General features: G+C 50.2%; 25 protein-coding genes. 4 read left to right on the forward strand and 21 right to left on the reverse strand.

Features of this window, described 5'->3' with window-relative positions; translation table 11 throughout:
* The first annotated feature begins 64 nt into the window (after positions 1-64).
* A complete protein-coding gene (locus ACLPHM_RS06595) occupies positions 65-775 on the forward strand; it encodes a Bax inhibitor-1/YccA family protein (RefSeq protein WP_430220448.1) in 711 nt (236 codons plus the stop codon).
* 638 nt (positions 776-1413) lie between these two features.
* On the opposite strand, the gene rarD is transcribed toward ACLPHM_RS06595, so the two are convergent.
* The 19 genes from rarD to ACLPHM_RS06690 form a co-directional block, all read right to left on the reverse strand.
* Positions 1414-2316: an EamA family transporter RarD gene (gene rarD / locus ACLPHM_RS06600; protein WP_430220449.1), complete on the reverse strand. Its 903-nt coding sequence runs from the start codon at positions 2314-2316 to the stop codon at positions 1414-1416.
* Entirely contained in the window at positions 2316-2930 is a 615-nt protein-coding gene (locus ACLPHM_RS06605) for a PIN domain-containing protein (RefSeq protein ID WP_430220450.1), read from the reverse strand. Before ACLPHM_RS06605 ends, rarD begins: the two co-directional genes overlap by 1 nt.
* The gene (gene recO, locus ACLPHM_RS06610; RefSeq protein WP_430220451.1) at positions 2927-3520 is read right to left on the reverse strand and encodes a DNA repair protein RecO; all 594 of its coding nucleotides are present in this window, start codon (positions 3518-3520) and stop codon (positions 2927-2929) included. Before recO ends, ACLPHM_RS06605 begins: the two co-directional genes overlap by 4 nt.
* The gene (gene era / locus ACLPHM_RS06615; RefSeq protein ID WP_430220452.1) at positions 3513-4406 is read right to left on the reverse strand and encodes a GTPase Era; all 894 of its coding nucleotides are present in this window, start codon (positions 4404-4406) and stop codon (positions 3513-3515) included. Before era ends, recO begins: the two co-directional genes overlap by 8 nt.
* Positions 4403-5161 (reverse strand): ribonuclease III, encoded by a 759-nt coding sequence (gene rnc, locus ACLPHM_RS06620; RefSeq protein ID WP_430220453.1) that lies wholly within the window; start codon positions 5159-5161, stop codon positions 4403-4405. The genes era and rnc overlap by 4 nt, the downstream gene beginning before the upstream one ends.
* On the reverse strand, positions 5161-6045 hold the full coding sequence (gene lepB / locus ACLPHM_RS06625; protein ID WP_430220454.1) for a signal peptidase I: 885 nt from the start codon (positions 6043-6045) through the stop codon (positions 5161-5163). Before lepB ends, rnc begins: the two co-directional genes overlap by 1 nt.
* 20 nt (positions 6046-6065) lie before the next feature.
* Complete coding sequence (lepA, locus tag ACLPHM_RS06630; protein WP_430220455.1) at positions 6066-7859, reverse strand: translation elongation factor 4; 1794 nt, start codon at positions 7857-7859, stop codon at positions 6066-6068.
* A gap of 134 nt (positions 7860-7993) precedes the next feature.
* A complete protein-coding gene (locus ACLPHM_RS06635; RefSeq protein ID WP_430220456.1) occupies positions 7994-9487 on the reverse strand; it encodes a DegQ family serine endoprotease in 1494 nt (497 codons plus the stop codon).
* Positions 9488-9507: 20 nt separating this feature from the next.
* Positions 9508-10497 carry a MucB/RseB C-terminal domain-containing protein gene (locus ACLPHM_RS06640; protein ID WP_430220457.1) on the reverse strand — a complete coding sequence of 330 codons (990 nt, stop codon included), beginning with the start codon at positions 10495-10497 and terminating at the stop codon, positions 9508-9510.
* A gap of 56 nt (positions 10498-10553) precedes the next feature.
* The gene (locus ACLPHM_RS06645) at positions 10554-11051 is read right to left on the reverse strand and encodes a sigma-E factor negative regulatory protein (RefSeq protein ID WP_430220458.1); all 498 of its coding nucleotides are present in this window, start codon (positions 11049-11051) and stop codon (positions 10554-10556) included.
* Positions 11052-11063: 12 nt separating this feature from the next.
* On the reverse strand, positions 11064-11666 hold the full coding sequence (rpoE, locus tag ACLPHM_RS06650) for an RNA polymerase sigma factor RpoE (protein ID WP_430220459.1): 603 nt from the start codon (positions 11664-11666) through the stop codon (positions 11064-11066).
* 492 nt (positions 11667-12158) lie between these two features.
* Positions 12159-13391 (reverse strand): beta-ketoacyl-ACP synthase II, encoded by a 1233-nt coding sequence (gene fabF / locus ACLPHM_RS06655; RefSeq protein WP_430220460.1) that lies wholly within the window; start codon positions 13389-13391, stop codon positions 12159-12161.
* A 147-nt stretch (positions 13392-13538) separates the two neighbouring features.
* Positions 13539-13778 (reverse strand): acyl carrier protein, encoded by a 240-nt coding sequence (gene acpP / locus ACLPHM_RS06660; RefSeq protein ID WP_135861708.1) that lies wholly within the window; start codon positions 13776-13778, stop codon positions 13539-13541.
* A gap of 187 nt (positions 13779-13965) precedes the next feature.
* Positions 13966-14706, reverse strand: a complete 741-nt coding sequence (gene fabG, locus ACLPHM_RS06665) for a 3-oxoacyl-ACP reductase FabG (protein ID WP_430220461.1) — start codon at positions 14704-14706, stop codon at positions 13966-13968.
* A gap of 3 nt (positions 14707-14709) precedes the next feature.
* Entirely contained in the window at positions 14710-15642 is a 933-nt protein-coding gene (gene fabD, locus ACLPHM_RS06670; protein ID WP_430220462.1) for an ACP S-malonyltransferase, read from the reverse strand.
* 69 nt (positions 15643-15711) lie between these two features.
* Entirely contained in the window at positions 15712-16686 is a 975-nt protein-coding gene (locus ACLPHM_RS06675; protein WP_430220760.1) for a beta-ketoacyl-ACP synthase III, read from the reverse strand.
* A 21-nt stretch (positions 16687-16707) separates the two neighbouring features.
* Positions 16708-17790: a phosphate acyltransferase PlsX gene (gene plsX, locus ACLPHM_RS06680; RefSeq protein WP_430220463.1), complete on the reverse strand. Its 1083-nt coding sequence runs from the start codon at positions 17788-17790 to the stop codon at positions 16708-16710.
* Positions 17791-17832: 42 nt separating this feature from the next.
* A complete protein-coding gene (rpmF, locus tag ACLPHM_RS06685; RefSeq protein ID WP_430220464.1) occupies positions 17833-18015 on the reverse strand; it encodes a 50S ribosomal protein L32 in 183 nt (60 codons plus the stop codon).
* A gap of 73 nt (positions 18016-18088) precedes the next feature.
* The gene (locus ACLPHM_RS06690) at positions 18089-18607 is read right to left on the reverse strand and encodes a YceD family protein (protein WP_430220465.1); all 519 of its coding nucleotides are present in this window, start codon (positions 18605-18607) and stop codon (positions 18089-18091) included.
* 91 nt (positions 18608-18698) lie between these two features.
* Between ACLPHM_RS06690 and ACLPHM_RS06695 the strand changes: the two genes are divergently transcribed.
* Together ACLPHM_RS06695 and ACLPHM_RS06700 are read left to right on the forward strand one after the other, a co-directional pair.
* The gene (locus tag ACLPHM_RS06695) at positions 18699-19280 is read left to right on the forward strand and encodes a Maf family nucleotide pyrophosphatase (protein ID WP_430220466.1); all 582 of its coding nucleotides are present in this window, start codon (positions 18699-18701) and stop codon (positions 19278-19280) included.
* A 17-nt stretch (positions 19281-19297) separates the two neighbouring features.
* The gene (locus ACLPHM_RS06700; RefSeq protein WP_430220467.1) at positions 19298-20011 is read left to right on the forward strand and encodes an SAM-dependent methyltransferase; all 714 of its coding nucleotides are present in this window, start codon (positions 19298-19300) and stop codon (positions 20009-20011) included.
* A 14-nt stretch (positions 20012-20025) separates the two neighbouring features.
* On the opposite strand, the gene ACLPHM_RS06705 is transcribed toward ACLPHM_RS06700, so the two are convergent.
* Positions 20026-20679: an HAD family hydrolase gene (locus ACLPHM_RS06705; RefSeq protein WP_430220468.1), complete on the reverse strand. Its 654-nt coding sequence runs from the start codon at positions 20677-20679 to the stop codon at positions 20026-20028.
* Positions 20676-21644 carry an RluA family pseudouridine synthase gene (locus tag ACLPHM_RS06710; RefSeq protein WP_430220469.1) on the reverse strand — a complete coding sequence of 323 codons (969 nt, stop codon included), beginning with the start codon at positions 21642-21644 and terminating at the stop codon, positions 20676-20678. Before ACLPHM_RS06710 ends, ACLPHM_RS06705 begins: the two co-directional genes overlap by 4 nt.
* Positions 21645-22133: 489 nt before the next feature.
* Here ACLPHM_RS06710 and ACLPHM_RS06715 point away from each other — a divergent pair, with 489 nt between their 5' ends.
* On the forward strand, positions 22134-25376 hold the full coding sequence (locus ACLPHM_RS06715; protein ID WP_430220470.1) for an Rne/Rng family ribonuclease: 3243 nt from the start codon (positions 22134-22136) through the stop codon (positions 25374-25376).
* The last annotated feature ends 351 nt before the right edge of the window (positions 25377-25727 follow it).

Genomic DNA, 25727 nt, shown 5'->3' on the forward strand with positions numbered 1-25727 from the left:
TTGCGTGTTCAGGTAATTGTCAGTTAATCTTTACCCATTTCTCTTAATTACTTAAGGATGCATCATGAGCGACTTTCGTCAATCAAGCCTGCCTGAGCATTCCGGCTCAAGGGCTTCGCAGTCCGCACAGGCTCAAAACCGTGTACTGCGTAATACCTACATGCTGCTGGCAATCTCCATGGTCCCCACTATTCTGGGCGCCTTGATTGGCCTGCGCACTGGCATTAACCAAATCATGGGCAGCAGCCCAGGCATGAGTGCCGTCGTATTCCTAGTTGGTGCGTTCGGTCTGATGTTCATGGTAGAACGTAACAAAAACAGCTCATTGGGCGTAGTGTTCCTGATGGCCTTCACCTTCTTCATGGGCTTGATGCTGTCTCGCTTGCTAGGCTTCGTGCTGGGCATGCAAAACGGCTCGCAACTGATCATGATGGCTTTCGGTGGTACTGCCGCTGTATTTGCCGTAATGGCCAGCGTTGCTGCTACAGCCAAACGTGATTTCAGCGGCATGCAGAAGTTTCTGTTTATCGGCGCAGTGATCCTGATCTTGGCCGCTCTGGGCAACATCTTCTTTCAGATGACAGCTCTGACCTTGGTGGTATCCACCATGGCCATTGGTATCTTCTCTGCTTTCTTGCTGATCGACTTGCAACGCATTATGCGTGGCGGCGAAACCAACTACATCAGCGCAACCTTGGCGGTTTATCTGGATGTGTACAACATCTTCAGTAACCTGCTGGTACTGTTGGGTATTACCGGTGGCAACAACGACTAATCATCGTTGAGACTCACCGCAGAGGCTATGACTAGCCTCTAGAAAACCCTCCCGTAAAACGGAGGGTTTTTTGTTGTATGTATGATGAGGTATGGCCTGCTATACACATGTGAAAGCATCACAGAACCGGACGATGACAGGAGTGTTGTAAGTGAAAGGAAAACTCATACGTGCCACACCCCACATATCAACGATCGACTGCTGTAGCTAGCACTGCGAAAAGTATTTTTTAATTTGACCACCAAATAAAAAAATACTTTCCTCCGTTTTCCCTTCATCGCTTGCAACAGTTTTTAGCATAGTTGCTGTTGAAGATGGTGAGTACTTCTGTAGCCAACGAAAGAGGCATGTTTACCAATTTCTGAAGATGCCTACTTATCCTGTGTTCTGATAATCTCGGCTCTTTCTGCCTTCATCAAACTAACTAAGCTGTATTTTCTGATGGTACAACTGACATTACAGGCAGTCTAAAAGTTTGCTTTTCAACTGAATTAGCCAAGCCAACACCCGACAAGAAAGGGCTGTAAACCTCACCACATTCAAAACAATCGGGGGACGGAGAGGAAACTTTTTTGATTTGGTGTCTCAAATCACAAAAAGTATTCCTGCAGTTCCCAGCGCATGCGATGAATACCGCCTCAACCTACAGCCTCTTTAGCTTTCTGATCTTTACGCCACGCCAAGAAGCCCTCTACGGCCACCAATAGCACCGCTAGCCAAATAGGTATGTAGGTGTACCACTCGTGGCTTTGCACAGGCTCTCCTAGCAGCAAGAAGGCCACCCAGAACAGTAAGACCGGCTCTACATAGCCCAAGATGCCAAATAAGCCCAACGGCAGCAGCCGGCTTGCTGTCAAATAGCCCAACAACGCCAAGGCACTGATGGCACCAAAAACAGGCACCTGCCAATACAAGCGCGCATACTCACCAAACTTCTGCGCCACGCTAATGTCTTGGGTGTACAGAATATAAAAAGAAGGAATCAGCAGAAAGCCGAAATCAAAGAATAGCGAGCTAAGCGAGCCCACCTTCAAATAACGGCGAATCACAAAGTATGGTGGATACCCAAATGCCACCAAGGCTGTTGCCCATGAAAAAGAATAGGTGCGCAGCAACTCGTGTAGCACGCCCACAAACGCTAATGCCACAGCAATACGCTGCAACGTACTGAGCTGCTCTTTGTAGAAAACACGGCCAGTTAACACCATCATCAAGGGCAACAAAAAGTAGCCCATGGAGACTTCCAAAGCCTTGCCGTGCAAAGGCGCCCATACAAACACCCACATTTGCAAACCAAACAAGATGGCGCATATCACTTGCAAGACCATATAACGTATGTCGCTAAACATACGTCGTAGCATCAGCCCTACTTCTGACCAACGCTGTAAGCGCGTGATAAAAATAGCCAGCACAGGAAATCCCAGCAATACACGCCAGGCAAAAATCTCAGTGCCCTCTAGTGGTCGCAGCAGCGTTGCATAGTAATACAGTAGCGCAAACAAAACGGATGCGCCTACCGACAACCCTACCCCTTTTTTCATTACTCACCTATGAGAATCTGTTGCTCATAACAGCGGTTAAAGCGATATAAACGCTCACGCTTTAGTAACGCACTCACACTCAATAACGGCTTATCCGGTGCTCGCACTGCCTCCGGCATAGCCTCTAGCAAGGGCAATAGTAAATGCGCAAATTCAGCCCATAGCCCTTCTAGAAATTGATCGGGCGCCCATAACACTAACCCTAAGCGCCGTAGTTCTGACTTATTAAAATCTTTGAGATTTTTTGTTAATACACCAACTGTTCGCCCAGCAAAGTTTTCTTGCGCTGCTCTGGCCGCTGCAATGACATGCCAGTCTTTAGGATCACTGTAGTGCAAGCCTTCTTTGAAGAGCTGCACATTACCTTGATCCGCCAACGGAAACTCAAGCTGCCATGCATCCCAATCCAACTGTAGCTGCGCCTCAGGCACTTCCCACAGCCTAGAGGCGTTACGTCGCCATTCATCGGCGATGACAGGGCTCCACGCAGGTTGGAATACCTTTGCCCGCGCCAACCCCAAACACAAGTAGCGCAGCACATTGGAAATCATGACACATGCATCCAACACCACCACAGGTGTTGAATCAGTAGTTGATAGGTTTTCTGTAATCATGACTGCAAGTGCAGTAGATCCATCATCACCCCACGCGTACGCAGAGGGCGTCCTAACAACTCATCTAGCCGTTCACGTAACAACGTACGCAAAAAAGGCTCTTGTTCTGCATCATCAAAATCGGGGTACTGCTGATCCAAGCCATAACCCGTTTCTTGAAGCAAAATCCATTCAAATTTTCGCAAAGCCAACGAGGCCTGTTTGGGGTGTCGTGCTAGCTGCGTTAACGCCTGCTCATAGGCTTCAAACAGTACATTATGTGGGTCTTCTTTAGGCAATAAACGTAACAGTAATTCGTTCATATACCAGACCGACATCATGGCTCGACCAGAAAGCACATGCAACCCAGCGCACTCAGCCTGAGTCAGCGTTTTGACTTCATTCGCGCCAGACCAACCCACCTGCAGGGGTTGAAAAACAGACAGTACGGCTCGTAATGCCGAATAGGGGCGCTTGGCCCCTTTGGCTACCAACGACACCGTACCGTATTGTTGGGTAAAAACCTGTATTAATAATGAGGTTTCGCGCCAGGCCATGCTGTGCAGCACATACGCCCGTTCATGCTGCACACGCTGACGCTGTCTACTCATACCCTAGCTCGCGTAGCGATGCCTCCCGGTCAGACCAGCCTTTGCGTACTTTCACGTACACATTCAAAAATACGGGCTTTTCTAACATGCGCTCTATATCTTGACGTGCTTCACTAGCAATACGTTTCATGTGCTCACCACCCGCCCCCAACAAGATGGGCTTATGGCCTTCGCGCTCTACCAGTACACAAGCAGAAATACGAGCACCTTTCTCGTTTTCTTCCCATTCCTCAATCATGACGGTACAGCTATACGGCAGTTCGTCCCCCACCAAGCGGAAGATTTTCTCGCGCATTAATTCTGCCGCGATGAACTTCATGGAACGGTCGGTAAGCGTGTCCTCTTCGAACATAGGCTCACCTTCAGGCAAGTGTGCAGCCACCTCATCCAGCAGCACATCTAACTGCAACCCCTTGGCTGCACTCAGCGGAACCACGGCGGTATAGCTGAATTTTTGGCTAACTTGCGCGATAAACGGCAGTAAGTCAGCCTTATTTTTCAACATATCAACTTTGTTGATCACCAAGATCACTTTGGCATTTTTAGGTAGCAAAGGAATCAACTGCTCATCACCCGGCGTCCACTTACCGGCTTCTACTACCTGAATCACTACGTCCACATCAGCCAAGGCTTGTGTCACCACACGATTCATCATGCGGTTCATGGCACCACCATGACGCGTTTGAAAACCGGGGGTATCCACAAACACAAACTGCGCATCATCGCGTGTTAGCACGCTATGAATACGATGGCGTGTGGTTTGCGCTTTACGCGAAACAATAGAAACTTTGGCGCCAACCAGAGCATTCGTTAACGTAGACTTGCCCACGTTGGGACGCCCTACTACGGCGATAAAACCGCAACGATAGTCTTGCGTAGTGTTCATGATTGCTCCTGACTAACAGCAACCGGCAGGCTCAACTGCGGATTACGGCTGCGTTTTTGACGTCCGGCCTTGCTATCCAAGTAGGCGGACACATGTTCTATGGCCTGCACGGCGGCGGCTTGTTCAGCGGCGCGTCTGCTGCTTCCACTCGCCATAATCGTGATATCCAGTTTTTCTATATAGCACTGCACATCAAAAGTTTGATTGTGTGCGGCACCATGCGTAGCAACCACGGTGTAGAGCGGCAAGGCCAACCTATGGCCTTGCAGTAGCTCTTGCAACAGGGTTTTGGGATCTTTACCCAATGTCTTGGGGTCTATATCCACCATGATGTTCTCAAACTGCCCAGTAATCACTTTAGCCGCTTGATCGAAACCACCATCTAGGTACACAGCACCAAAAATCGCCTCTACGGCATCAGACAAAATGGAGGGACGTCTGAATCCACCACTTTTTAGTTCGCCTTCACCTAAACGCAGGTATTCGGATAGCTCAAGTGTTTGGGCGATATCAGCCAACGTTGCCTGTTTCACCAAATTGGCGCGCAATCTGGACAAGTCACCTTCATCGATTTTCTGAAAGCGTTTGAACAGCAGAGATGCCACCACAAAGTTCAGCACCGAGTCACCTAGAAACTCTAGTCGCTCGTTATGCTTTGCACTATGACTGCGATGCGTCAGCGCCTGTTCAAGCAACGCCTGATCAGAGAACTGATAGTTAATCCGCTGTTCTAGCTTTTGCAATCGTGCTGCCATTATTGAAATCTTCCTATACGGCCAAACTCACCGAAGTTCATCCAGATTAGGAAAGCTCGGCCCACAATGTTTTCATCTGGCACAAAACCCCAATAGCGACTGTCTTGACTGTTATCACGGTTGTCACCCATCACGAAGTAATTACCTTCGGGCACTGTACAGCGCAGACCTGCTGGGAAGTACTCACAGCGATCACGATAAGGGAAGTCAACAATAGGTCGGTAATACTGAGGCGCACGCTTATCCAGCAAGATGTCGTGCTTTACTTTACCCAACTGCTCAACGTACTTACCGGTATAGCGACTGTGATCGGGTTCAAAATAATCACCATCACGCACCTCACTGACTTTATTGCCATTGATGTACAGCGACTTGTCACGATACTCCACCACATCGCCCGGCAAACCTACCACACGCTTGATGTAATCGGTTTCGGGTTCTACAGGGTAGCGAAACACCAAAACATCACCACGCTCAGGCGAACCGGTATCGATGATTTTCTTATTGAGTATGGGCAACCTAATGCCGTACTCGTATTTATTCACCAGAATAAAGTCACCGTTTTGCAACGTAGGCAACATAGAACCTGATGGAATGCGGAACGGTTCAAAAATGAACGAGCGCAAAATAAATACAAACAAGATAACGGGGAAAAAGCTCACACCATACTCTACCCACCATGGCATTTTCATGGCTTTGGCATAAGCATCTTTACGCAGCTTTTCGATCTCGGCAGCGTCCACACCCGGCAAATCGGGAATGGACGACATGGCCTCGCGTGCGCGCTGACGGCGCTTTGCAGACAAGGAAAACTTATTCCATGCCCACACCACACCGGTCAACAATAACAAAATGAATAAAATCAGGGAAAAATCCCAGCGCATGGTTAGTAATCCTTTGTTTATTACTTTTCTTCAACTTGCAGAATTGCCAAGAACGCCTCTTGAGGAATCTCTACGTTCCCCACTTGCTTCATGCGTTTCTTACCTGCTTTCTGTTTTTCCAGCAGTTTTTTCTTACGGGAAATATCACCACCGTAACACTTGGCCAACACGTTTTTACGCAAGGCTTTCACGTTTTCACGGGAAATAATTTCCGCACCAATCGCTGCTTGAATTGCGATATCAAACATCTGACGAGGAATCAGACTACGCATTTTAGAGACCACTTCACGGCCACGGAAACGCGCATTTGCACGGTGCACAATAACTGACAACGCATCAACTCGGTCGCCGTTAATCAGCACATCTACTTTCACCACATCGGCCGAACGGTACTCGATGAACTCGTAGTCCATGGAGGCATAGCCGCGAGAGACTGATTTCAATCTGTCGAAGAAATCCAGAACGATTTCCGCCAAAGGCATTTCATAGACCAGACTGACTTGACGCCCTAAGTACGTCATGTTCTTCTGCACGCCACGCTTGTTATTACAGAGGGTCATCACTGGGCCTACGTAGTCTTGGGGCATCAATAACGACACCTCAACAATAGGCTCACGTATCTCGGCAATATGCCCTACCTCTGGCATGCGTGACGGGCTTTCAATCATTAAGATTTCGCCATCGTTACGCTGAACTTCGTACACAACCGATGGAGCGGTTGTGATGATGTCCATGTCGAACTCTCGTTCTAAGCGCTCTTGCACAATTTCCATGTGCAACAGCCCCAAGAAACCGCATCGGAAACCAAAACCCAATGCTTGAGAAACTTCAGGCTCAAACATCAACGAGGCATCGTTTAACTTCAGCTTTTCTAGCGAATCACGCAGTTGATCGTACTCACTGCTTTCCACAGGGTACAAACCAGCAAACACCTGCGGCTTCACCTCAACAAAACCAGGCAATGGAGCACTAGCAGGCTTACCCGCATGTGTCACCGTATCACCCACTTTGGCATGTTCTAACTCTTTCATGCCCGTGATAATGAAACCTACCTCACCTGCTGACAGCACATCACGAGGTGTGGATTTAGGGGTAAACACACCAATTTGATCTGCATGATGCGTTGCTGCGGTAGACATCAACAGCACTTTATCCTTTTGTCTGAGCGTGCCGTTCACAATACGAACCAGCATCACTACGCCTACGTAGTTATCAAACCAGGAGTCAATAATCAATGCCTGCAATGGCGCATCTGGATCACCTGTAGGTGCCGGAATTTTGTGAACCACCGCTTCTAAAATTTCGTCAATCCCCATACCTGTTTTAGCACTGGCAGGGATAGCTTCAGACGCATCTATACCGATAACGTCTTCTATTTCTTGACGAGCAGCTTCTGGATCTGCAGAAGGCAAATCCATTTTATTCAGTACTGGAATCACTTCCAGATCTTGTTCCAGAGCGGTATAGCAAGTTGCTACCGTTTGCGCTTCCACACCTTGTGATGCATCAACGACTAGCAACGCGCCTTCACACGCTGATAACGAGCGAGAAACTTCGTAGGAGAAGTCAACGTGCCCGGGGGTATCAATCAGGTTCAGATTGTAGACCTTGCCGTCTTTGGCTTTGTAGTGCAAGGCAGCCGTCTGGGCTTTGATCGTAATCCCCCGCTCACGTTCAATATCCATGGAGTCCAAAACCTGTGTGGACATTTCACGATCTTCCAGGCCACCACAACGCTGGATCAGTCTGTCTGCCAACGTGGATTTACCGTGATCGATGTGAGCAATAATGGAGAAGTTGCGAATATGGTCCATAGGCCCAAAAACAAAAAAACAGCGGTTAAAGAAATGCTGCCCGAAACTCAAGATGACCTTGTTTCATGGCAAAAAAGAGGGGCGCTCAGGGCGCCCCCATCTGCATAACAGTTATTTTACCTTTTTACGGCACATTATTCTTCTGGCGTGATTAATACCCATTGTGAGTTGCTGTCACGCACCACCAACACCGCAGCAGCCTTGCCTTTAGCAAGCGCTTTCACCACTTTGTTGTACTGCGAAGGGCTATCAATATCTTGATCATTGATGCGAACAATCACATCACCTTCCATGATACCTGTTTCAGCCGCTGCGCCAGAAGCCTCCGCCACAATCACGCCCGTTTCCAGACCCAACTGCTCTGCCTCAGCTTTGCTCATTGCTTTTACGCTTAAGCCCAAGCGGTCTACATTGCTAGGTGCTGGTGTATTGGTATCGCTGGTTGCAGGTGCACCCGGAATCTCTTCCACGGTGGCTTTGACCGTCATGGATTTACCTTTACGCCATACCTCAACGGGTACTTCAGTGCCTGGTTTTACCGCACCCACAATACGTGGCAAGTCACTCATCTGCTCTACGCGTCTGTCACCAAACTTCAGAATCACGTCACCAGAACGAATGCCGGCTTTCGCTGCTGGGCCATCAGGCTCTACCGCACTGACCAGTGCGCCTTTACCGTCTTCCAAGCCCAACGCTTTAGCAACACCCTCATCAACCTGAGTGATTTGTACACCAATGCGGCCGCGAGTCACTTTACCGTGCTCTTTCAATTGTGCAACAACCTGCATCACTTCATCGATAGGAATGGCTAAGGAAATACCCATGAAGCCACCACTGCGGGAAACAATCTGGGAGTTCATCCCCACCACTTCACCGTGCAGATTGAGCAAAGGACCACCAGAGTTACCTGGGTTCACCGCCACGTCAGTTTGAATGAAAGGCAGGTAATCGCCCGTATCACGATTGATCGCACTCACCACCCCCACCGTGACGGTTGAGTCCAAACCAAAGGGTGAACCAATCGCTACCACCCACTCACCTTTCTTCAAGGCACCTGGGTCACCAATAACCAATGAAGGTAATGACTTGGCTTCAATTTTGATCAGCGCCACATCAGTACGCTCATCGCGACCTACTACGGTGGCTTTGTATTCTTTGCCATCGGTCATGGTCACGAAAATATCATTCGCATCCGCAACCACGTGGTTATTTGTCAGAATATAGCCATCATCCGAGATGATAAAACCTGAGCCCACACCACGAGGTACTACGCGCTCACGCTGTTGAGGTGGCACGGCTTGTCGAGGAGCACCACGCTGTTGCGGAGGAGCCATTCCTGGAGGCGCCATATCAGGGCCAAAGAACCAACGGAACAAATCGTAAGGATCACCCTCGCCGCCTGCACCTTGATACACAGGCACAATTTCTGTGGTGCGAATGTTAACTACGGATTTCTCTGTTTTTTCTACGATGCTAGAGAAATCAGGCAGACTGATGGTGGGAACGGGGCGAGACGCTTCAGCTTCTGCGAAGGCCTGCGGCGTCACCATTGCCACCGCCAGTCCAGCTGCTACAGCAGCCAAAGGAGCGGCCAATTTTTGGTATCCAGAACGAATGACTTGCATCATTAACTCCTATTGAATGAGCGTCAATTTTTTTTGTTAAATGGCACATATTCCACGTTTGCTGCCAAATCGCGCAATGTACTCAACGGGACTTCACCCGTAGCCGTGACCCAATACTCGGCCACTTGCGTACGGTATAAATTCATACTGCCACGGCTAGAGCCGTGATCCTCTTTCATGTATGAACCGTGGTTAGTCACGGGTTCAATAAACACTGAAATAGCAGCCAAGCCATCAGACATCACCAGTTGCACCACTTTCCTGGTAGCCCGCATGGAACGCACGACTTGCGTCACTGGCTCAAAACCGTTGGGATAAGGAATAGCCCATCCCTCAGACACCAAGTCTATATCTTCCATGTAGGCATTTAGCGTGCGCCAACCATCGGTATTGAAGGCTGACTCTAATCCCGACATGGGCATGCGACTGCCATAAGCAATATTGGCAAACGCAATCTGATTGATCACATCACCATTAGCATTCAAGGTTTCAGCCTGCAGCAACAACGAGTTGACCACATCCGCACAAAAACGATAGCCGTATCGTAAGGCATCTTTAGGTTGCAACTCATACACGCGACATTCACGGCCTGCGATACGCTGCACCTCATCAATGACACTGGCAGAATAGTAGGTAGGTAGATTGTCTACGCTTCCCAACAAGATAGCGGGAAAACGATCGGGTCTACGCTTTTCCACAACAATCAGCTTGCGCTCAGGTACGAGGCATAGCACTTCATCGTTATGGCGTAAGTATTCGCGTGGCGTACCATCTAATAGCTCTAAACGTTCACGCTCGCCCGTGCCATCCACCATATGCACCACATTGATGGCTTGCGTAGAGCCATCTTGGGTGTAGGTCACAATGCCGGCGTAATCCAGATTACGTGCCGCTTGTTGAATGTCTTGCAAAAAGAGGAAGCTCTCTGGTGTAGATACACCACCTTGCTCTAGTGCAGCATGCGCTGCCTGCGGCATGAATGAAAGGCCCAGCACGGCCGAGTAGAGCAACATGCCCATACCACGCGCCGTACGTCCTGATCTGGCAGAAAAAACCCAGCCCCTCACCATTACTGCAATGCTCCTTGATCGTAGGACACCTGACGCACAGGCCCCAAACCAGACATATCGCGGTGAGCATCCATGTAATCCCACCATACATCATCAGCGGCAATAGCCAGAACCGGCTCAGACGGCGTGTCACTCAACATACTAGTTGGTGTAGCTATCCATGCAACTGCGGCCACAGCGGCGGCTGCCGCTAGACTGGATAGCCCCACACTGACCGACTTTCTAAAGCGTTTGTGCTGTGGAGCAAAAACGATAGGCTCTTCGTCAATAGCCTTAGAAAGTCGTGCATAAAATTTATCGGAGGGAGTAAGCGCTAATTCTTCGCTACGTAACACATCACCAATCAAGTGATAGGTATCCCAGAGTTGTCGCCCATAAGGCGTATCCAGTTCATCAGCGCGAACTTCTCCCTCGCCGTCCACCCAAGAAGAAACCGTGGCTTCCCAACTAGCCGTTTCTGTCTCTTCTGTAATGATCAACTGTGAATTCTTCACCATGACGTATTCCTTCTACCAACCTCGATCTGTACTACCCGCTTCCCGCACTGGGCGCAATTGATTTGCAATTGCTTCCCTTGCACGGAAGATCCGTGAACGCACCGTACCAATAGGACAGCCCATCGTTTGAGCAATATCCTCGTAGCTCATGCCTTCTATCTCACGCAGAACAATGGCAGTACGCAACTCTTCAGGTAAGGCTGCAATTGCGGCATTAACCGTCTCTACAACCTGCTTGCTTACCATTTCAGACTCAGGGGTGCTGATGTCTGTTAGGTTCTCAATTTGGTCAAAAGTTTCACCTTCGTCGTTTTCTGCAGGATTAATTAACAAAGGTCTACGATTGGCCGACGCCTGCCAGTTGCGTGCCGTATTAATAGCAATACGATATAGCCACGTATAAAACGCACTTTCACCACGAAACTGGGCGAGTGCTCTATAGGCTTTTATAAACGTTTCCTGCGTCACATCTTCGACTTCCGCCGGGTCACGTACCATTCGTGACAACAAACGCATGATGCGACGCTGATACTTCAGCACCAACAAATCAAACGCACGTTTATCGCCTTGTTGTACCCGCTTGACTAGATCAGCATCGACATCACGTTCACTCATGTCGCATCCTTTGATGTGGCTATGTGTCCAAGCATCAAATCACGGTTCAGCTTTTTATTTAAAGCGCGCCATAACGCAGGGCTACAGGTAGAACGCCACACGCTGAAACAGCCACGTTCGGGCTTTGCATCGCACTTATTCAGAGAAAAACTCAATACTATCCACCACGGTGTTCGCCATACTCGCTGCAGGGAACCCATACAATTTTCCGTATGATGTTGTCGCTGTAGCAGCAATTGCCACTGCATACCCTGCCATCCCATCTCTACTATATGGGCATCGTTTTCACGCAAACAATAGCCATATACCACTGCAGCTGCTATAAAAGCCGCCGCTAAGGCATACTCTACCGCAGCGACCTGCCACACAACAGTGAATACACAATAGGACACAAAAGCAGGCAACAAAAAACCCGAGCACCACACCCAGACCGGAGTCTGGGATGCAATAGCTCGGGTTTTAGAGATAACCGACGTTGCCCGTGGCACGGTGTTAGGCGAGACGCTTCACAATCATCGAACCGTTGGTTCCACCGAAACCAAAAGAGTTCGACAACGCAACATCAATCTTCATCTCACGCGCTACGTTCGCGCAGTAATCCAGATCGCAAGCCGGATCTTGATTAAAGATATTGATAGTAGGCGGAGAGATTTGGTTATACACAGCCAAAGTTGTGAATACTGCTTCAATACCACCCGCAGCACCCAACAGGTGACCGGTCATGGATTTAGTCGAGTTCACTACCAGTTTCTTAGCGTGATCACCAAAAGCCAGCTTAATCGCTTCGCTTTCGTTCAAATCACCCAGTGGTGTGGACGTACCATGAGCATTCACATAATCCACAGCAGATGCATCTAAGCCTGCATTACGCAACGCATTTTGCATACCACGTTTAGGACCGTCTTTGTCTGGTGTAGTGATATGGTGAGCATCAGAGCTCATACCGTACCCTACAAACTCACCATAAATGCGAGCGCCACGACGGCGTGCGTGTTCGTACTCTTCCAGCACCAACACACCAGCACCTTCACCCAGCACAAAGCCATCACGATCCTTATCCCATGGGCGAGAAGCCGTTGTAGGATCATCGTTACGTGTGGACAGTGCGCGCATGGCAGCAAAGCCACCAATACCCAGTGGGGACACTGTGGACTCAGCACCACCAGCCACCATCACATCAGCGTCACCGTACTCGATCAAACGAGCGGCATCACCAATGGAGTGCAAGCCTGTTGTACATGCAGACACTACCGCATAGCTTGGGCCTTTAGCACCCAAGATAATAGATAGTTGACCTGAAATCAGGTTAATCAAAGAACCTGGCACAAAAAACGGCGAAATGCGTCGTGCACCACGTTCCAAATAATCTTTTTGTGTATCTTCAATGCGGGGTAAACCACCGATACCGGAGCTCACGATAATACCGATACGTTCGGCGTTTTCCTCGCTAAGCTCTAATCCGGAGTCTTTCCATGCCTGCATACCTGCTGCCACACCATAATGGATAAAGGTATCCATTTGTTTGGCTTCTTTAGCAGTCATGTAATCGGTAACGTCAAAATTCTTAACTTCACCTGCAATCTGAGCATTGATTTCGGATGCATCAAAACGGCTAATGCGCCCAATACCGGAACGACCGTTAGTGATGTTATCCCATGCAGTAGCAATATCGTTGCCGACTGGGGAGATAATGCCCAGTCCAGTAATCACGACACGTCGCTTCACGGATGACTCCTAAAAACAAAAAAAGCGGTCTGGCCAGAACATCAGTGATGTTCTGAGCTGGTTACCAGTACAGAACTGCTCAGCGATGTCCGCCAAAAACCGCCTAAGCGGGGCAAGCAGCTACCTGCCCACACCCTTGATTGTAAATTACTGCTTGCTGTTAGCGTTGATGTAGTCAACAGCTTGCTGAACCGTCGTGATTTTCTCAGCTTCTTCGTCTGGGATTTCGGTTTCGAATTCATCTTCGAGCGCCATCACGAGCTCGACCATGTCGAGCGAGTCGGCACCGAGGTCGTCAAGAAAAGAAGATTCGTTCTTGATCTCGGCTTCGTTAACGCCAAGTTGTTCAGCGACTATCTTCTTGACGCGCTGTTCGATGCTTTCCATGCGGATTCTCCAATTTGGGGATTGCTACCCACGAATTATAGTCAAACACTATGTAAATGTGGGTGTAGGCTATGATAAAAAAATGGCAGCACTAGTAGTGAATAATCAAAATACAGCTTCGATATCTACTAACACGCCCCTTACAAATCAAATAATTTTACCTTAGAACTGAGAACTTCCAAGCTCTTTACATGTACATTCCGCCATTTACATGGACTGTTGTCCCTGTAATGTAGGCTGCATGCGGGCTAGCAAGGAAACTCACAGCGTGGGCAATATCTTCTGGAGCACCTAAACGGCCCAGAGGAATTTGGCTACGTAGTGCGTCAGTTTGTGTTTCACTCAACGCTTTAGTCATATCGGTCTCAATGAAACCTGGCGCTACGCAATTCACCGTAATATTACGACTGCCAAGCTCCCTTGCCAAGGCTCGGGACATTCCTGCCACACCTGCTTTAGCTGCAGCATAATTTGCTTGACCTGCGTTGCCAGAGTAACCCACCACCGACGTGATATTGATGATGCGACCCCAACGTGCTTTAACCATAGGTTTGATTACTGCACGACTCAAGCGGAACACCGCTTTCAGGTTGGTGTCCATCACCACATCGTAATCTTCATCTTTCATGCGCATGGTGAGGTTATCACGCGTAATACCGGCGTTATTCACCAGAATATGCGGGCCACCATACTGCTCGGTCAGCTCTGCAATCAAAGCATCGCAAGCTTGCGCATCAGTCACATCCAACACCACACCACGACCGCCGCCAGCAGCTAGGTTTTCGCTAATTGTTTTAGCACCGGCCTCGGATGTGGCTGTACCAATAACAATCGCGCCTTGTGCTTGCAGTTGCTCGGCAATCGCTTTACCCAAGCCACGAGTTGCCCCAGTGACCAGTGCTACTTTGGATTCTAACAATGCACTCATGATTTATCCTTTTAATGTCGCAATAGCCTGAGCCAGCGAATCGGGGTCGTTCACAGACAGCACTTCCAAGTCACGATCAATACGCTTGATCAGACCAGCCAGCACTTTACCTGGACCGCACTCCACCACATGGGTAATACCCATGGCTTTCATTTTCTGAATAGTTTCTACCCAACGTACAGCGTGCCATGCCTGACGCACCAACGCAGAACGGATAGCGGCAACATCAGCCGGCTCTTCTACGTCTACGTTGTTAATTACCGGCACAGAAGGCGCTTGCATGACCACATCAGCCAATGCACCTTCCAATACGTTTGCAGCAGGTTCTAGCAAGCTAGAGTGGAAAGGAGCGGAAACCGGCAGCAACAGCGCACGTTTAGCGCCTTTTGCTTTAGCCAACTCACATGCACGTTCAACCGCCGCTTTATGACCAGCAATCACTACTTGCGCAGGAGCATTGAAGTTAACGGCCTCTACCACTTCAGACTGAGCCGCTTCAGCACACACTTCGCGCACGGTATCGTCATCCAAGCCCAAAATAGCCGCCATCGCACCCACACCTACGGGTACTGCATCTTGCATGGCGTTAGCACGTACACGTACTAGACGCACCGCATCAGCCAAGCTGAACACGCCAGCCGCTGCCAATGCAGAGTACTCACCCAAGCTGTGACCAGCCATGACTGCTGGAACTGGACCACCCTCTTCTACCCACGCTTTGTACATCGCCAATGAGGCGCTTAACATGGCGGGTTGAGTATTAGTAGTCAGGTTTAAATCTTCTGCAGGACCTTCTGCGATCAAGGCACTCAATGACTGCCCTAGCGCCTGATCCGCTTCTGCCATAACCGCTTGCACAGCAGCGTTATCACGCCACGCGTCTAGCATGCCCACAGTTTGCGAACCTTGTCCGGGAAAAACCAAAGCAAATTTCATAGTTGTTTGTCGTAGAGAGTAGTTATTCACTGCGCGTACAGCACGCCGCACGCGCATCTTATTATAGGTTTACATGCGCACCAGCACAGAACCCCACGTAAAACCACCGCCCACGCCTTGCAGCAAGGCCAGTTTACCCGGCACTAGACGACCATCTTTACGGGCCACATCTAACGCCAACGGTACACTGGCAGCAGAGGTATTCGCATGCTTGTCCAGTGTCACAACTATCTTATCGTCCGACACACCCAACTTGCGACCCAAGAAGCTCAGGATACGCAGGTTTGCTTGGTGAGGGATCATGTAATCGATTTCTTCTAGCGATACACCCGCTTCCTCGCACACTTGATGTGCGGATTGGGTTAACGCATTCACGGCAAATTTAAATACCGCTTGCCCATCCATGCGCAAGAAAGGATCGCCTACCACTTCACCGTAGGAGACATTACCTGCCGCACTCAAAATAGGCATTTTGGTACCATCAGCATGCAATTTAGCCGCCAAGATACCAGGCTCTTCGCTGGCGCTTAATACAACCGCACCCGCACCATCACCGAACAACACGCAGGTACTGCGGTCATTCCAATCGAGGATGCTAGAGAAGGTTTCTGCGCCAATCACCAATACGTTCTTAGCTCTACCCGCTTTGATGTAAACCTCAGCAGTGGTCAATGCATACACAAAACCACTACATACAGCTTGCACATCAAAAGCAGCAGCATTCACAGCGGCAATATTGGCTTGCACCAAACAAGCTGTGCTAGGAAATACAAAATCAGGCGTAGAAGTGGCCAACACGATGAGATCAATATCTGCGGCTTGAACCCCAGCATCCTCTAAAGCGGCCTTAGCTGCCAGTGTCGCCAACTCACTGGTTTTTACACCCCGTTCTGCCAAATGACGCTGCTGTATCCCAGTGCGTTCACGTATCCACTGGTCGGATGTTTCCACGCCACGGGTAGCCAGATCGGCCGCCAAATCATCGTTGGAAACCACCTTGGGAGGCAGATAGCTACCTGACCCAATTATTTTGGCATAGGGCATATACATAAATTCCTGAATACGTTACTGAGGACTTACCGTAGATGAGTGTACATCAAGAACAGGCTCATCCATCTTGTCTTCATTTGAACACTGTAGACGCGCAATTGCTGCTGTCGTCCCTTCCAATAAACCGTTTTTCACGGCTTGGCGTGCTCGCTCTAACGCATAGCCATAGGCATAAGCATCTGCCGAGCCATGGCTTTTAATAACAATACCGCGCAAACCTAGCAAGGCCGCGCCATTGTACTGCCGATTATCAACCCGTTTACCCAAACGTTTCAATACCGGTTTGGCAACTAGACCTGCCGTCATGCTCAGAGCATCGCGCGTAAATTCCTCGCGCAACATACTGGCCACCATTTTAGCCAGCCCTTCCATGGACTTCAGAACCACATTCCCAACAAAACCATCACAAACCACGATATCAACGCTACCTTTACAGATATCGTCACCTTCCACGTTACCTTGGAAGTTCAGTCCGCTATGGCGTAGCAACTCTGCCGCTTGCTTCACGACATCGTTACCCTTAATAACTTCTTCACCAATATTGAGCAGCCCTACAGTAGGACGCTCACGCCCCTCTACTGCAGCGACTAATGCTGTACCCATGATGGCAAACTGCAATAAGTGTTCTGCACTGCAGTCCACGTTCGCACCCAAATCCAATACAGTGGTTGCCCCACCTTTGGAGTTTGGAATAGGCGCTGCGATTGCAGGCCTATCAATGCCTTCTAGGGTTTTCAGCACATACCGGCTGATTGCCATCCACGCACCCGTGTTTCCTGCAGATATACAGGCACCGGCCAGACCATCTTTAACAGCCTGAGCAGCCACTCGCATGGAGGAATCTTTTTTACGACGCAAGGCGACCTCAACAGAATCGTCCATCGTGACGACTTCTGAAGCAGGCAGGATTTGATACCAGTCATCCGACCGGTTACCGTCAGCAGCGAGCTGAGCTTTAATAGCATCAGCATCGCCCACTAGCAGGCATAGAGTATCCGAGTGCCGTTGCGAAAACTGCATGGCAGCAGGAATAGTGACAGGTAAACCTGTATCCCCGCCCATGCAGTCAATGGCGATACGTATTGTTTTTTGTGACATCAAGCGCGCAAACTAGGTGATTGCGAAGCACTCAACAACGCATTAATCGTCGTTTTTAGTATTCAGAACTTTACGGCCACGGTATACGCCGTTAGGGCTGATGTGGTGACGCAAGTGCATTTCACCTGTAGTTGGCTCGATAGCCGTTGCTGGCCCAGCCAACGAATCGTGTGAACGACGCATGCCACGACGTGAAGGGCTCTTTTTGTTTTGCTGAACAGCCATGATAACTCCTGTATACAGGGCAAACCATAAAAAGGCGGCTTACCCTACAAAAAAAATAAATACAAAAAATGAGCTAAGACTTTTTAAGCTTGCCCAACACTGCAAATGGATTGGGTTTCTCTGTTTCCAGCCCAGACGCATCCTCTTCGGACAACGCCCCAGGTAAAGACGGACATACATCATGGCGCGGGATATACGGCAACGCCAAAATAACCTCGTCTTCAATCAATCCAAACAAATCCAGATTTAGTGACGCCAAGACACGATCAGGTGTCTCTACATCATCCTCACCTTCATCCAGCTCGGCTTCTGTGTTCACCACTTCAAAAAGGGTGTCCACCACCACTGGACATTCGTAATCTTGCAGACAACGTTGACACTGCAAGAACATGGAACCGTTCACACTCAAACGAATAAAACGGCGTTCCGTAGTGTCTACACCACCCGAAGCAGACCAATTAAACACCTGGCCCCGCTGCGGCACAAGACCTTCTATGGCGCGAGCAAGCTTTTCTGCTGCTATTTGCCCCGTTCTAGTCTCGTGTTGTTGTGTAAATGTAAAGGTATCCAGAAGGTATTGCTCAGTACTCACAACGGCCTCCGGCATTCCAATAGTAAGGAAAACGTTAGATAATACAGTGCGTAGAGCAGAACCGTCAAACTTTTCACACCAAAAACCACTTATGCGTCTGATTCTGGCATCCAGTTCCCCCTATCGTCGCGAGATGCTTCAACGACTCGCCCTGAACTTCGATATTATCGCACCAAACATAGACGAAACACCACTATCAGGCGAACTTCCCCTTGCCTTGGCATTACGCCTTGCCAAAGAGAAAGCCTTGGCCGTCGCTCAACAACACCCTGACGCGGTGGTTATAGGCTGTGACCAAGTTGCGACGCTAGACACATTGCCCATAGGCAAGGCTGGCTCACATGACAAAGCCTTTGCGCAACTGCAGCAACTGAGCGGAAAAACCATTGCCTTCCACAGCGCCCTCTGCGTTGTACACCGTGACACTATACTGATTGATAGCGTGCCTACACATTGCGCATTTCGCACGCTAAGCGATGACGAAATTACACATTACTTACTGCATGACAAACCCTACGATACCGCTGGCAGCGCCAAAGCCGAAAGCCTAGGCATCGCGCTCATGGAGAGCATGCAATCTGACGACCCTACTGCCATTATTGGTTTGCCACTGATTAGGTTAAATCAATTCCTGCGCCAAGTAGGCATTAACCCTCTTAACCCCACACGCTAACTTACTGGGAATTTATTGTGACTACAGGTCAACTTCACCTCATCCCCGTCGGTTTAGGCGACAGCCCCATACAGAATTGGCTGCCGGCTCAAACCCAGCAGCTTGCTCAATCGCTGACTACGTATATCGCCGAAAATGCCAAAACGGCCCGTGCTTTCCTGAAGCAAGTGGAAACCACCACGCCCATACAAGAAATCACCATTCACACACTGGATAAACGCGGCACATCCGCGCAACAAATTCGTGAGTGGCTACAACCACTCAAAGACGGCGCAAATATAGGCTTGGTATCCGAGGCCGGCTGCCCTGCTGTCGCAGACCCTGGCGCAGCAGTTGTGGCTGCAGCACACGCCATGGGCATTGAAGTCGTGCCCCACGTAGGACCGTCCTCGATTTTGCTAGGCCTCATGGCCAGCGGCCTAGATGGACAGCAATTCGCCTTTCATGGTTACCCACCCGTTAACGCCGCGGAACGCAGCAAAACACTGAAGGACTGGGAGGCCAATTCGCGCAAACACCACCAGACCCAGCTGTTTATTGAAACCCCTTACCGAAACGAAGCGGTATTCAGCGCCCTACTCAGCACACTACAGCCCACGACGCGTTTGTGCATAGGTCGCGCGCTCACCACAGCTGATCAATGGATTTGCACACGCACTGTTGCGCAGTGGGCCAAAGCCAGCCCACCCGAGTTCAATAAACAGCCTACTATCTTTTTGTTTCTAGCTTAGGCAGACATTCCGTCTTAAACGCGCGCCAGCAACAACTCACGCATCGCGGCTACCTTATCCACTTGGAAAGTAGGAGTCGCTTTGCTAAGCGTATCGGGATCATGCGCCCCGTAACTCACGGCTAGGCTATCCATACCCGCATTTTGTGCCATATGCACATCATGCGTGGTATCCCCCACCATAATGACCTGCTCCACTGGCAATTGCATTTCGTCCAATAGCTCATGCAACATTTGCGGATGCGGCTTGCTTTGCGTTTCGTCTGCACAGCGTGTAGCGTAGAAATACTGATCCAGACCCACATTCACCAGCAATCTATCTAAGCCAGGACGACTTTTACCCGTCGCGACAGCCAGCAACACATCACGCTCTTTAAGCTCATCCATCATGTTTTGCATGCCATCAAACAACTTCAACTGCAAATCACGTTGAAAGAAGTGATGGCGATAGCGTTCGATAAAATCAGGCATTTGTTCGGCATTCAGGTCTGGCACCACTCTATATAGTGCCGCCTCTAGCGAGAGCCCAATCACCCAACTCGCAATAGCGCCGCTAGGCACTGGCAGACCCAGATCAGCACTTGCCAACTGAATAGCCGTCACAATGGCGTGGGTAGAATCCATCACCGTACCATCCCAATCGAACACCACTGCACGGTACTGCTTCATTCTGCTTTCTCCAAAATTTTCATAATTTCCACACACTCAGCAGGTAACGGAGCCTCCAGCTTCAATAACTCACCCGACACCGGATGCGCCATTTCTACCCTACCAGCATGCAAGAACATACGTTTAAAGCCCAACCTAGAGAAATGCTCACGCACTTCGTCTGAGCCGTACTTATCATCCCCCACCAGGGGGTAACCCGCGTTAGCCAAGTGCACCCGTATCTGGTGCGTACGTCCTGTACGCAAATCAGCCTCTACCAGACTATAGCGCCCAAAGCGTTTCAATAAATTGACAATGGTGTGCGAAGGCTTACCTTCAGGGTCCACACGTACACGTCGCTCACCGGATGCCGTCATCCATCGCAACAAAGGCTCGCGCAGGTGCTGCCTATCATTGACCCAATCACCGGTGACCAGCGCTTGATAGTGTTTACGCACCACACCTTCACGGAACATGTCGTGCAAACGCACCAATGCCTTTCGACTTTTTGCAATCACCAGCAACCCAGAGGTGTCCCTATCTAATCGATGCGCCAACTCCAACACGCGCTCCTCAGGACGTGCTGACCGCAACTGCTCAATCACACCAAACGACACCCCACTCCCGCCGTGCACTGCCACACCTTCTGGCTTATCAATCACCAGAATATCGCGATCTTCATACACGATAGGAAACACGGCTGGAGGAACATGCCTAGGCGCATCCACTTGCGGTAAACGCATGGGGGGCACACGCAACACATCGCCTGCCTCTAACCTGTACTCGCTGCTTATTCTACCTTTGTTCACGCGCACTTGCCCACTGCGTATAGCGCGGTAAATGTGGCTTTTAGGGACACCTTTACAAAGGCGCAGCAGATAATTATCAACGCGCTGCCCTGCTTCCTCCGCTTCAATTTCTACGAAACGGACGGCTACAACGCCTTTTTCACTATCTAATGGTTTGCTCATGCACAAAAGAGGCATATAATCGCCTCAGCCTATGAAAACTGTGACACCGTCATACGTAGAGATGCAAAGGGTGCGTCTCCGTAGACGACAAAGGTCTAATTGTACTGCCTTAGTGCCAGTTTTCGGGGTCATTTAGTCGCCGGGGCGAGCTCACTGTTCCTGCAAGCATAGAATCTGCATGGCAAACATGACTGCTTGTGTCCCGCGTGCGGCACTGAATTATCTGCGAAAAGTCGTCGCTCTTTAGAATTTAGCACCAGACACGAGCAAAACCCGGGTCTGGCCATTGTTCCAGCAAATATTTTTTGTCAACCACACACGTGATTCTGACCATCCTGCTGCCTGAACCTCGCTCATACATGGGCTCATTGCCCCCACGACAGATTATGGTGGGCACGGCCTGATTGTTCTTGGCCCAAGCCCCCAAGCAGTGACAGTGCTACACACTGAGTGACCCGCGGTCGTGCGTTAGCAATAGCGCACCATGACTACGGAGAATTACTCATGAAACGCATGTTGTTCAATGCAACGCATCAAGAAGAATTACGCGTTGCCATTGTCGACGGTCAGAAACTGATCGATCTCGACATAGAAGCCGCTGGCCGCGAACAGCGCAAAGGCAATATCTACAAAGGGGTTATCACCCGCATTGAACCCGGTCTGGAAGCTTGTTTTGTCAGCTACGGGGAAGAGCGTCACGGTTTTCTGCCCTTCAAAGAAGTTGCCCGCACCTACTTTAAGGAAGGTGTAGACGTACGTACAGCCCGCATTCAAGATGCGCTGCACGAAGGTCAAGAACTGATCATCCAAGTAGAGAAAGAAGAGCGTGGTAACAAGGGTGCAGCCCTCACCACCTTTATCTCTCTGGCCGGTCGTTACTTGGTCTTGATGCCTAACAACCCTCGCGGAGGCGGCGTTTCCCGTCGCGTGGAAGGCGAAGATCGTCAAGAGTTGCGCGAAGCCATCGACCAACTGTCTATCCCTGGCGGCATGAGCATCATCGCTCGTACAGCCGGTATTGGCCGTAGCGTCGAAGAACTGCAGTGGGACTTAAACTACCTGCTGCAACTCTGGACTGCCATTGACACAGCTGCACGCGATAACCGTGCCCCTATCCTGATTTACTTGGAATCCAGCTTGGTAATCCGCGCCATCCGCGATTACTTCTCCCAAGATATCGGCGAAATCCTGATCGATACCGATGACATTTACGAGCAAGCCACTGCCTTTATGAGCGTAGTGATGCCCGATAATGTGCAGCGTGTAAAACGCTACCGTGATGACATCCCGCTGTTCTCCCGTTTCCAAATCGAGAACCAAATCGAAACCGCGTACTCTCGTACCGTGCAGTTGCCATCTGGTGGCGCCGTGGTTATCGATCACACCGAAGCGCTAGTAGCCATCGACGTCAACTCGGCACGCTCTACGCGCGGTGCTGACATCGAAGAAACTGCCTTGCGCACTAACCAAGAAGCCGCTGATGAAGTTGCTCGCCAACTGCGTTTGCGTGACTTGGGTGGCCTGATCGTTATCGACTTTATCGATATGGAAGACAGCAAAAACCAGCGTGCTGTAGAGCAACGTCTGCGTGATGCGCTGCATCTGGATCGCGCCCGTGTACAAATGGGCAAGATTTCGCGCTTTGGTTTGATGGAGCTTTCCCGTCAACGCTTGCGTCCAGCCCTGAACGAAGGCTCTCACATTACTTGCCCACGCTGTACAGGTACTGGCGTGATTCGCGATGCCGAATCTAGCGCCTTGCACGTACTGCGCCTGCTGCAAGAAGAGGCCATGAAAGAAGGTACCGCCGCCATCAACGCCCAAGTGCCTGTTGATGTGGCCACCTACTTGCTGAACGAAAAACGTGCTGATGTTTCCAAAATCGAATCTCGCTTGAATATCAAGCTGACACTGATTCCAAACAAAAACCTGGAAACACCTCACCACATTATTGAGCGACTGCGCCACGATGACGCACGCCTTGATGATGTCGTGTCTAGCTACCAACAAGTACAACAGGCTGAGCAAACCACTGCCCAACCTGCTGCACGCCCACAAGAGGTCAAGAGCCGTCCTGAGGCACTGGTAAAAGGCATCACCCCTGCACAACCAGCACCTACACCAGCTCCTGTCGCAAAAGTAGCCCCTAGCTTCTGGAAGCGTTTGGCTACATGGCTGTTTGGTGAAAAAACACCTGAGCCTGATACCAGTGCTGGCAAAAATGCCAAAAAACCAGGTCGTCGCCCAGCAAACGCCTCCACCAAAGGTGGCGAGCGTAACCCTGAGCAACAACGCCAGCGTCAACGTCAACGTCGCTCATCTCGCCCAAACAGCGACGAGCGCGCCGACAAAACAGTAAGCTCCACTGCGAACCATAACCCTCAAGGTCGCCGCAACGCACCTAAAGAAGAGAAAAACGATGAGCAGTTGGCCGCACCAGTAGCCGCCGTCAGCGCACAAGCCGCTGATCAAGCCTCTGGCGAAACCTCTACCGGCTCACGTCGTCGTCGTGGTAGCCGTGGCCGTCGTCGTGACAACAACGCCGAAGCAAACAAAGCGAATGAGCAAGAGTTGGATCTGCAAGAAGGCGCATCTGCCGAAGCAGACACCACAGCCGCTCCTAGCCCTGTAGTTGCTAAAGACACCACACAAGACGCTGCCGCTAATACAGAAGGCATGGATAACGAAGAAGGTGCAGAAGGCGATGGTAGCGATACTGAACGCCGTCGCAGTCGTCGTCGTCGTAGCCGTCGTAGCCGTCGCGGTACAGAGCAAAGCGCAAACAGCACAGACACCGTTGAAAACGAAGACAGTGCCGCCGCTGAAGATGAAACTGTGGTGACCTATGTGCCACATCAAACACCAAGTTTTGATGCCAATGCATTGCTGGAAACACCACAAGGCGAAGCAGAACAGCCTAGCGAGAGCAGTGCTGCAGTAGTGGCCACACAACAAGCCGAGTTGCCTTTGGCTACAGAAGCTACCAGCGCAGTCGTTGCTGATGAGCCAACTGAGACACAAGCAGCGCCTGTTGCCGTAACCGAGCTAGCGCAATCATCTGGGTTGACCATGATTGAAACCCGCGCAGAAAGCGTGGCTGACGCAGCCAACGCACACACCGAGGCTGAGCCTGCTCCTAAACGTGCGCCACGCACTCGTAAAGTCGCTGCTGTTGCGGCTGAGCCTTTGGTACAGATCGAAACACAAGCCGATGCGCCTGCTGCAGAACATAACGCTGAGCCAGTCAATACGGCTGACGACGTTACACCTGCTGAAGTCGTCGAATCTGTTGAAGCCAATGCGGCGACAGAAGTGGCTGCCGCCCCTGAAGCTACTATCGTTGCGGATGAGCCAGTTGCTGCTGTAGAGCACTCTACTGACGTTACAGAAGCTGCCCACACAACGGTAGAGACTACCGAAGAAAGCAGCACGGTAGTTGAATCCGTTCAAGCAGAAGCTATTGAGGTAGACAGCCCAGCCGTTAGTACTGACGCTGCACCTACTGTTGCTGAAGTGCAAGAAGTAGAAGTACAACACGCTGAGGTAACAGAGACAGCCTCCGTTACTCACAACCACGTTGCTTTGGATGCTCAGCTAGAACAAGCTGGCCTGCAGTTGGTGGAAACATCTGCCACCACTAGCTTCACTTACCAAGCAGCCCCAGTCAAACTGGGCCGCCCACGTAAAGCAGTTGCACAAGCATCTGCTGCGGAACCACTGGAGCAGGTTGAGACCAGCAACTCCTAAGCCGTAGTACGCTATACAAAAAACCCTCTTTGCAAAACAAAGAGGGTTTTTTATTGGCTATGTAAAACCATGCACTCAGCCAACTAGACATAGAAATAAAGATAAAGACAGAACAGGCCCTACCCCATCATTACTCTTGGTACACACTCTTTTCCCTGCTGCTGCTGCGGCGGCGGCTGCCACAACAACAACCCAGAGGCTAGTGACTAGGGGTTATGAGTACTCGCTTTGCACACGAACATCTGACTCTCCTGATGGCATTACCTACCTCTCATCACCAAACAAACATAAAAACCCTCTGGCCAGCATAAATACAAAAAGGGCTGAGAAGCTCAGAATCACGCTCTACAC

The organism is Paenalcaligenes sp. Me131, assembly GCF_050487225.1.
Taxonomy (GTDB): Bacteria; Pseudomonadota; Gammaproteobacteria; order Burkholderiales; family Burkholderiaceae_B; genus Paenalcaligenes.

Bases quoted from the DNA above. Each gene is read 5' to 3' on its own strand.
- ACLPHM_RS06710 (WP_430220469.1), bottom strand. From the start codon at position 21,644: ATGCCTCTTTTGTGCATGAGCAAACCATTAGATAGTGAAAAAGGCGTT.
- plsX (WP_430220463.1), bottom strand. From the start codon at position 17,790: ATGTCACAAAAAACAATACGTATCGCCATTGACTGCATGGGCGGGGAT.
- rpmF (WP_430220464.1), bottom strand. From the start codon at position 18,015: ATGGCTGTTCAGCAAAACAAAAAGAGCCCTTCACGTCGTGGCATGCGT.
- ACLPHM_RS06715 (WP_430220470.1), top strand. From the start codon at position 22,134: ATGAAACGCATGTTGTTCAATGCAACGCATCAAGAAGAATTACGCGTT.
- era (WP_430220452.1), bottom strand. From the start codon at position 4,406: ATGAACACTACGCAAGACTATCGTTGCGGTTTTATCGCCGTAGTAGGG.
- rpoE (WP_430220459.1), bottom strand. From the start codon at position 11,666: ATGAGTGAACGTGATGTCGATGCTGATCTAGTCAAGCGGGTACAACAA.
- ACLPHM_RS06635 (WP_430220456.1), bottom strand. From the start codon at position 9,487: ATGATGCAAGTCATTCGTTCTGGATACCAAAAATTGGCCGCTCCTTTG.
- lepA (WP_430220455.1), bottom strand. From the start codon at position 7,859: ATGGACCATATTCGCAACTTCTCCATTATTGCTCACATCGATCACGGT.
- ACLPHM_RS06640 (WP_430220457.1), bottom strand. From the start codon at position 10,497: ATGTTGCTCTACTCGGCCGTGCTGGGCCTTTCATTCATGCCGCAGGCA.
- rnc (WP_430220453.1), bottom strand. From the start codon at position 5,161: ATGGCAGCACGATTGCAAAAGCTAGAACAGCGGATTAACTATCAGTTC.
- ACLPHM_RS06595 (WP_430220448.1), top strand. From the start codon at position 65: ATGAGCGACTTTCGTCAATCAAGCCTGCCTGAGCATTCCGGCTCAAGG.
- ACLPHM_RS06605 (WP_430220450.1), bottom strand. From the start codon at position 2,930: ATGATTACAGAAAACCTATCAACTACTGATTCAACACCTGTGGTGGTG.
- ACLPHM_RS06645 (WP_430220458.1), bottom strand. From the start codon at position 11,051: ATGGTGAAGAATTCACAGTTGATCATTACAGAAGAGACAGAAACGGCT.
- ACLPHM_RS06675 (WP_430220760.1), bottom strand. From the start codon at position 16,686: ATGCCCTATGCCAAAATAATTGGGTCAGGTAGCTATCTGCCTCCCAAG.
- lepB (WP_430220454.1), bottom strand. From the start codon at position 6,045: ATGCGCTGGGATTTTTCCCTGATTTTATTCATTTTGTTATTGTTGACC.
- ACLPHM_RS06695 (WP_430220466.1), top strand. From the start codon at position 18,699: ATGCGTCTGATTCTGGCATCCAGTTCCCCCTATCGTCGCGAGATGCTT.
- fabG (WP_430220461.1), bottom strand. From the start codon at position 14,706: ATGAGTGCATTGTTAGAATCCAAAGTAGCACTGGTCACTGGGGCAACT.
- recO (WP_430220451.1), bottom strand. From the start codon at position 3,520: ATGAGTAGACAGCGTCAGCGTGTGCAGCATGAACGGGCGTATGTGCTG.
- rarD (WP_430220449.1), bottom strand. From the start codon at position 2,316: ATGAAAAAAGGGGTAGGGTTGTCGGTAGGCGCATCCGTTTTGTTTGCG.
- acpP (WP_135861708.1), bottom strand. From the start codon at position 13,778: ATGGAAAGCATCGAACAGCGCGTCAAGAAGATAGTCGCTGAACAACTT.
- fabD (WP_430220462.1), bottom strand. From the start codon at position 15,642: ATGAAATTTGCTTTGGTTTTTCCCGGACAAGGTTCGCAAACTGTGGGC.
- ACLPHM_RS06705 (WP_430220468.1), bottom strand. From the start codon at position 20,679: ATGAAGCAGTACCGTGCAGTGGTGTTCGATTGGGATGGTACGGTGATG.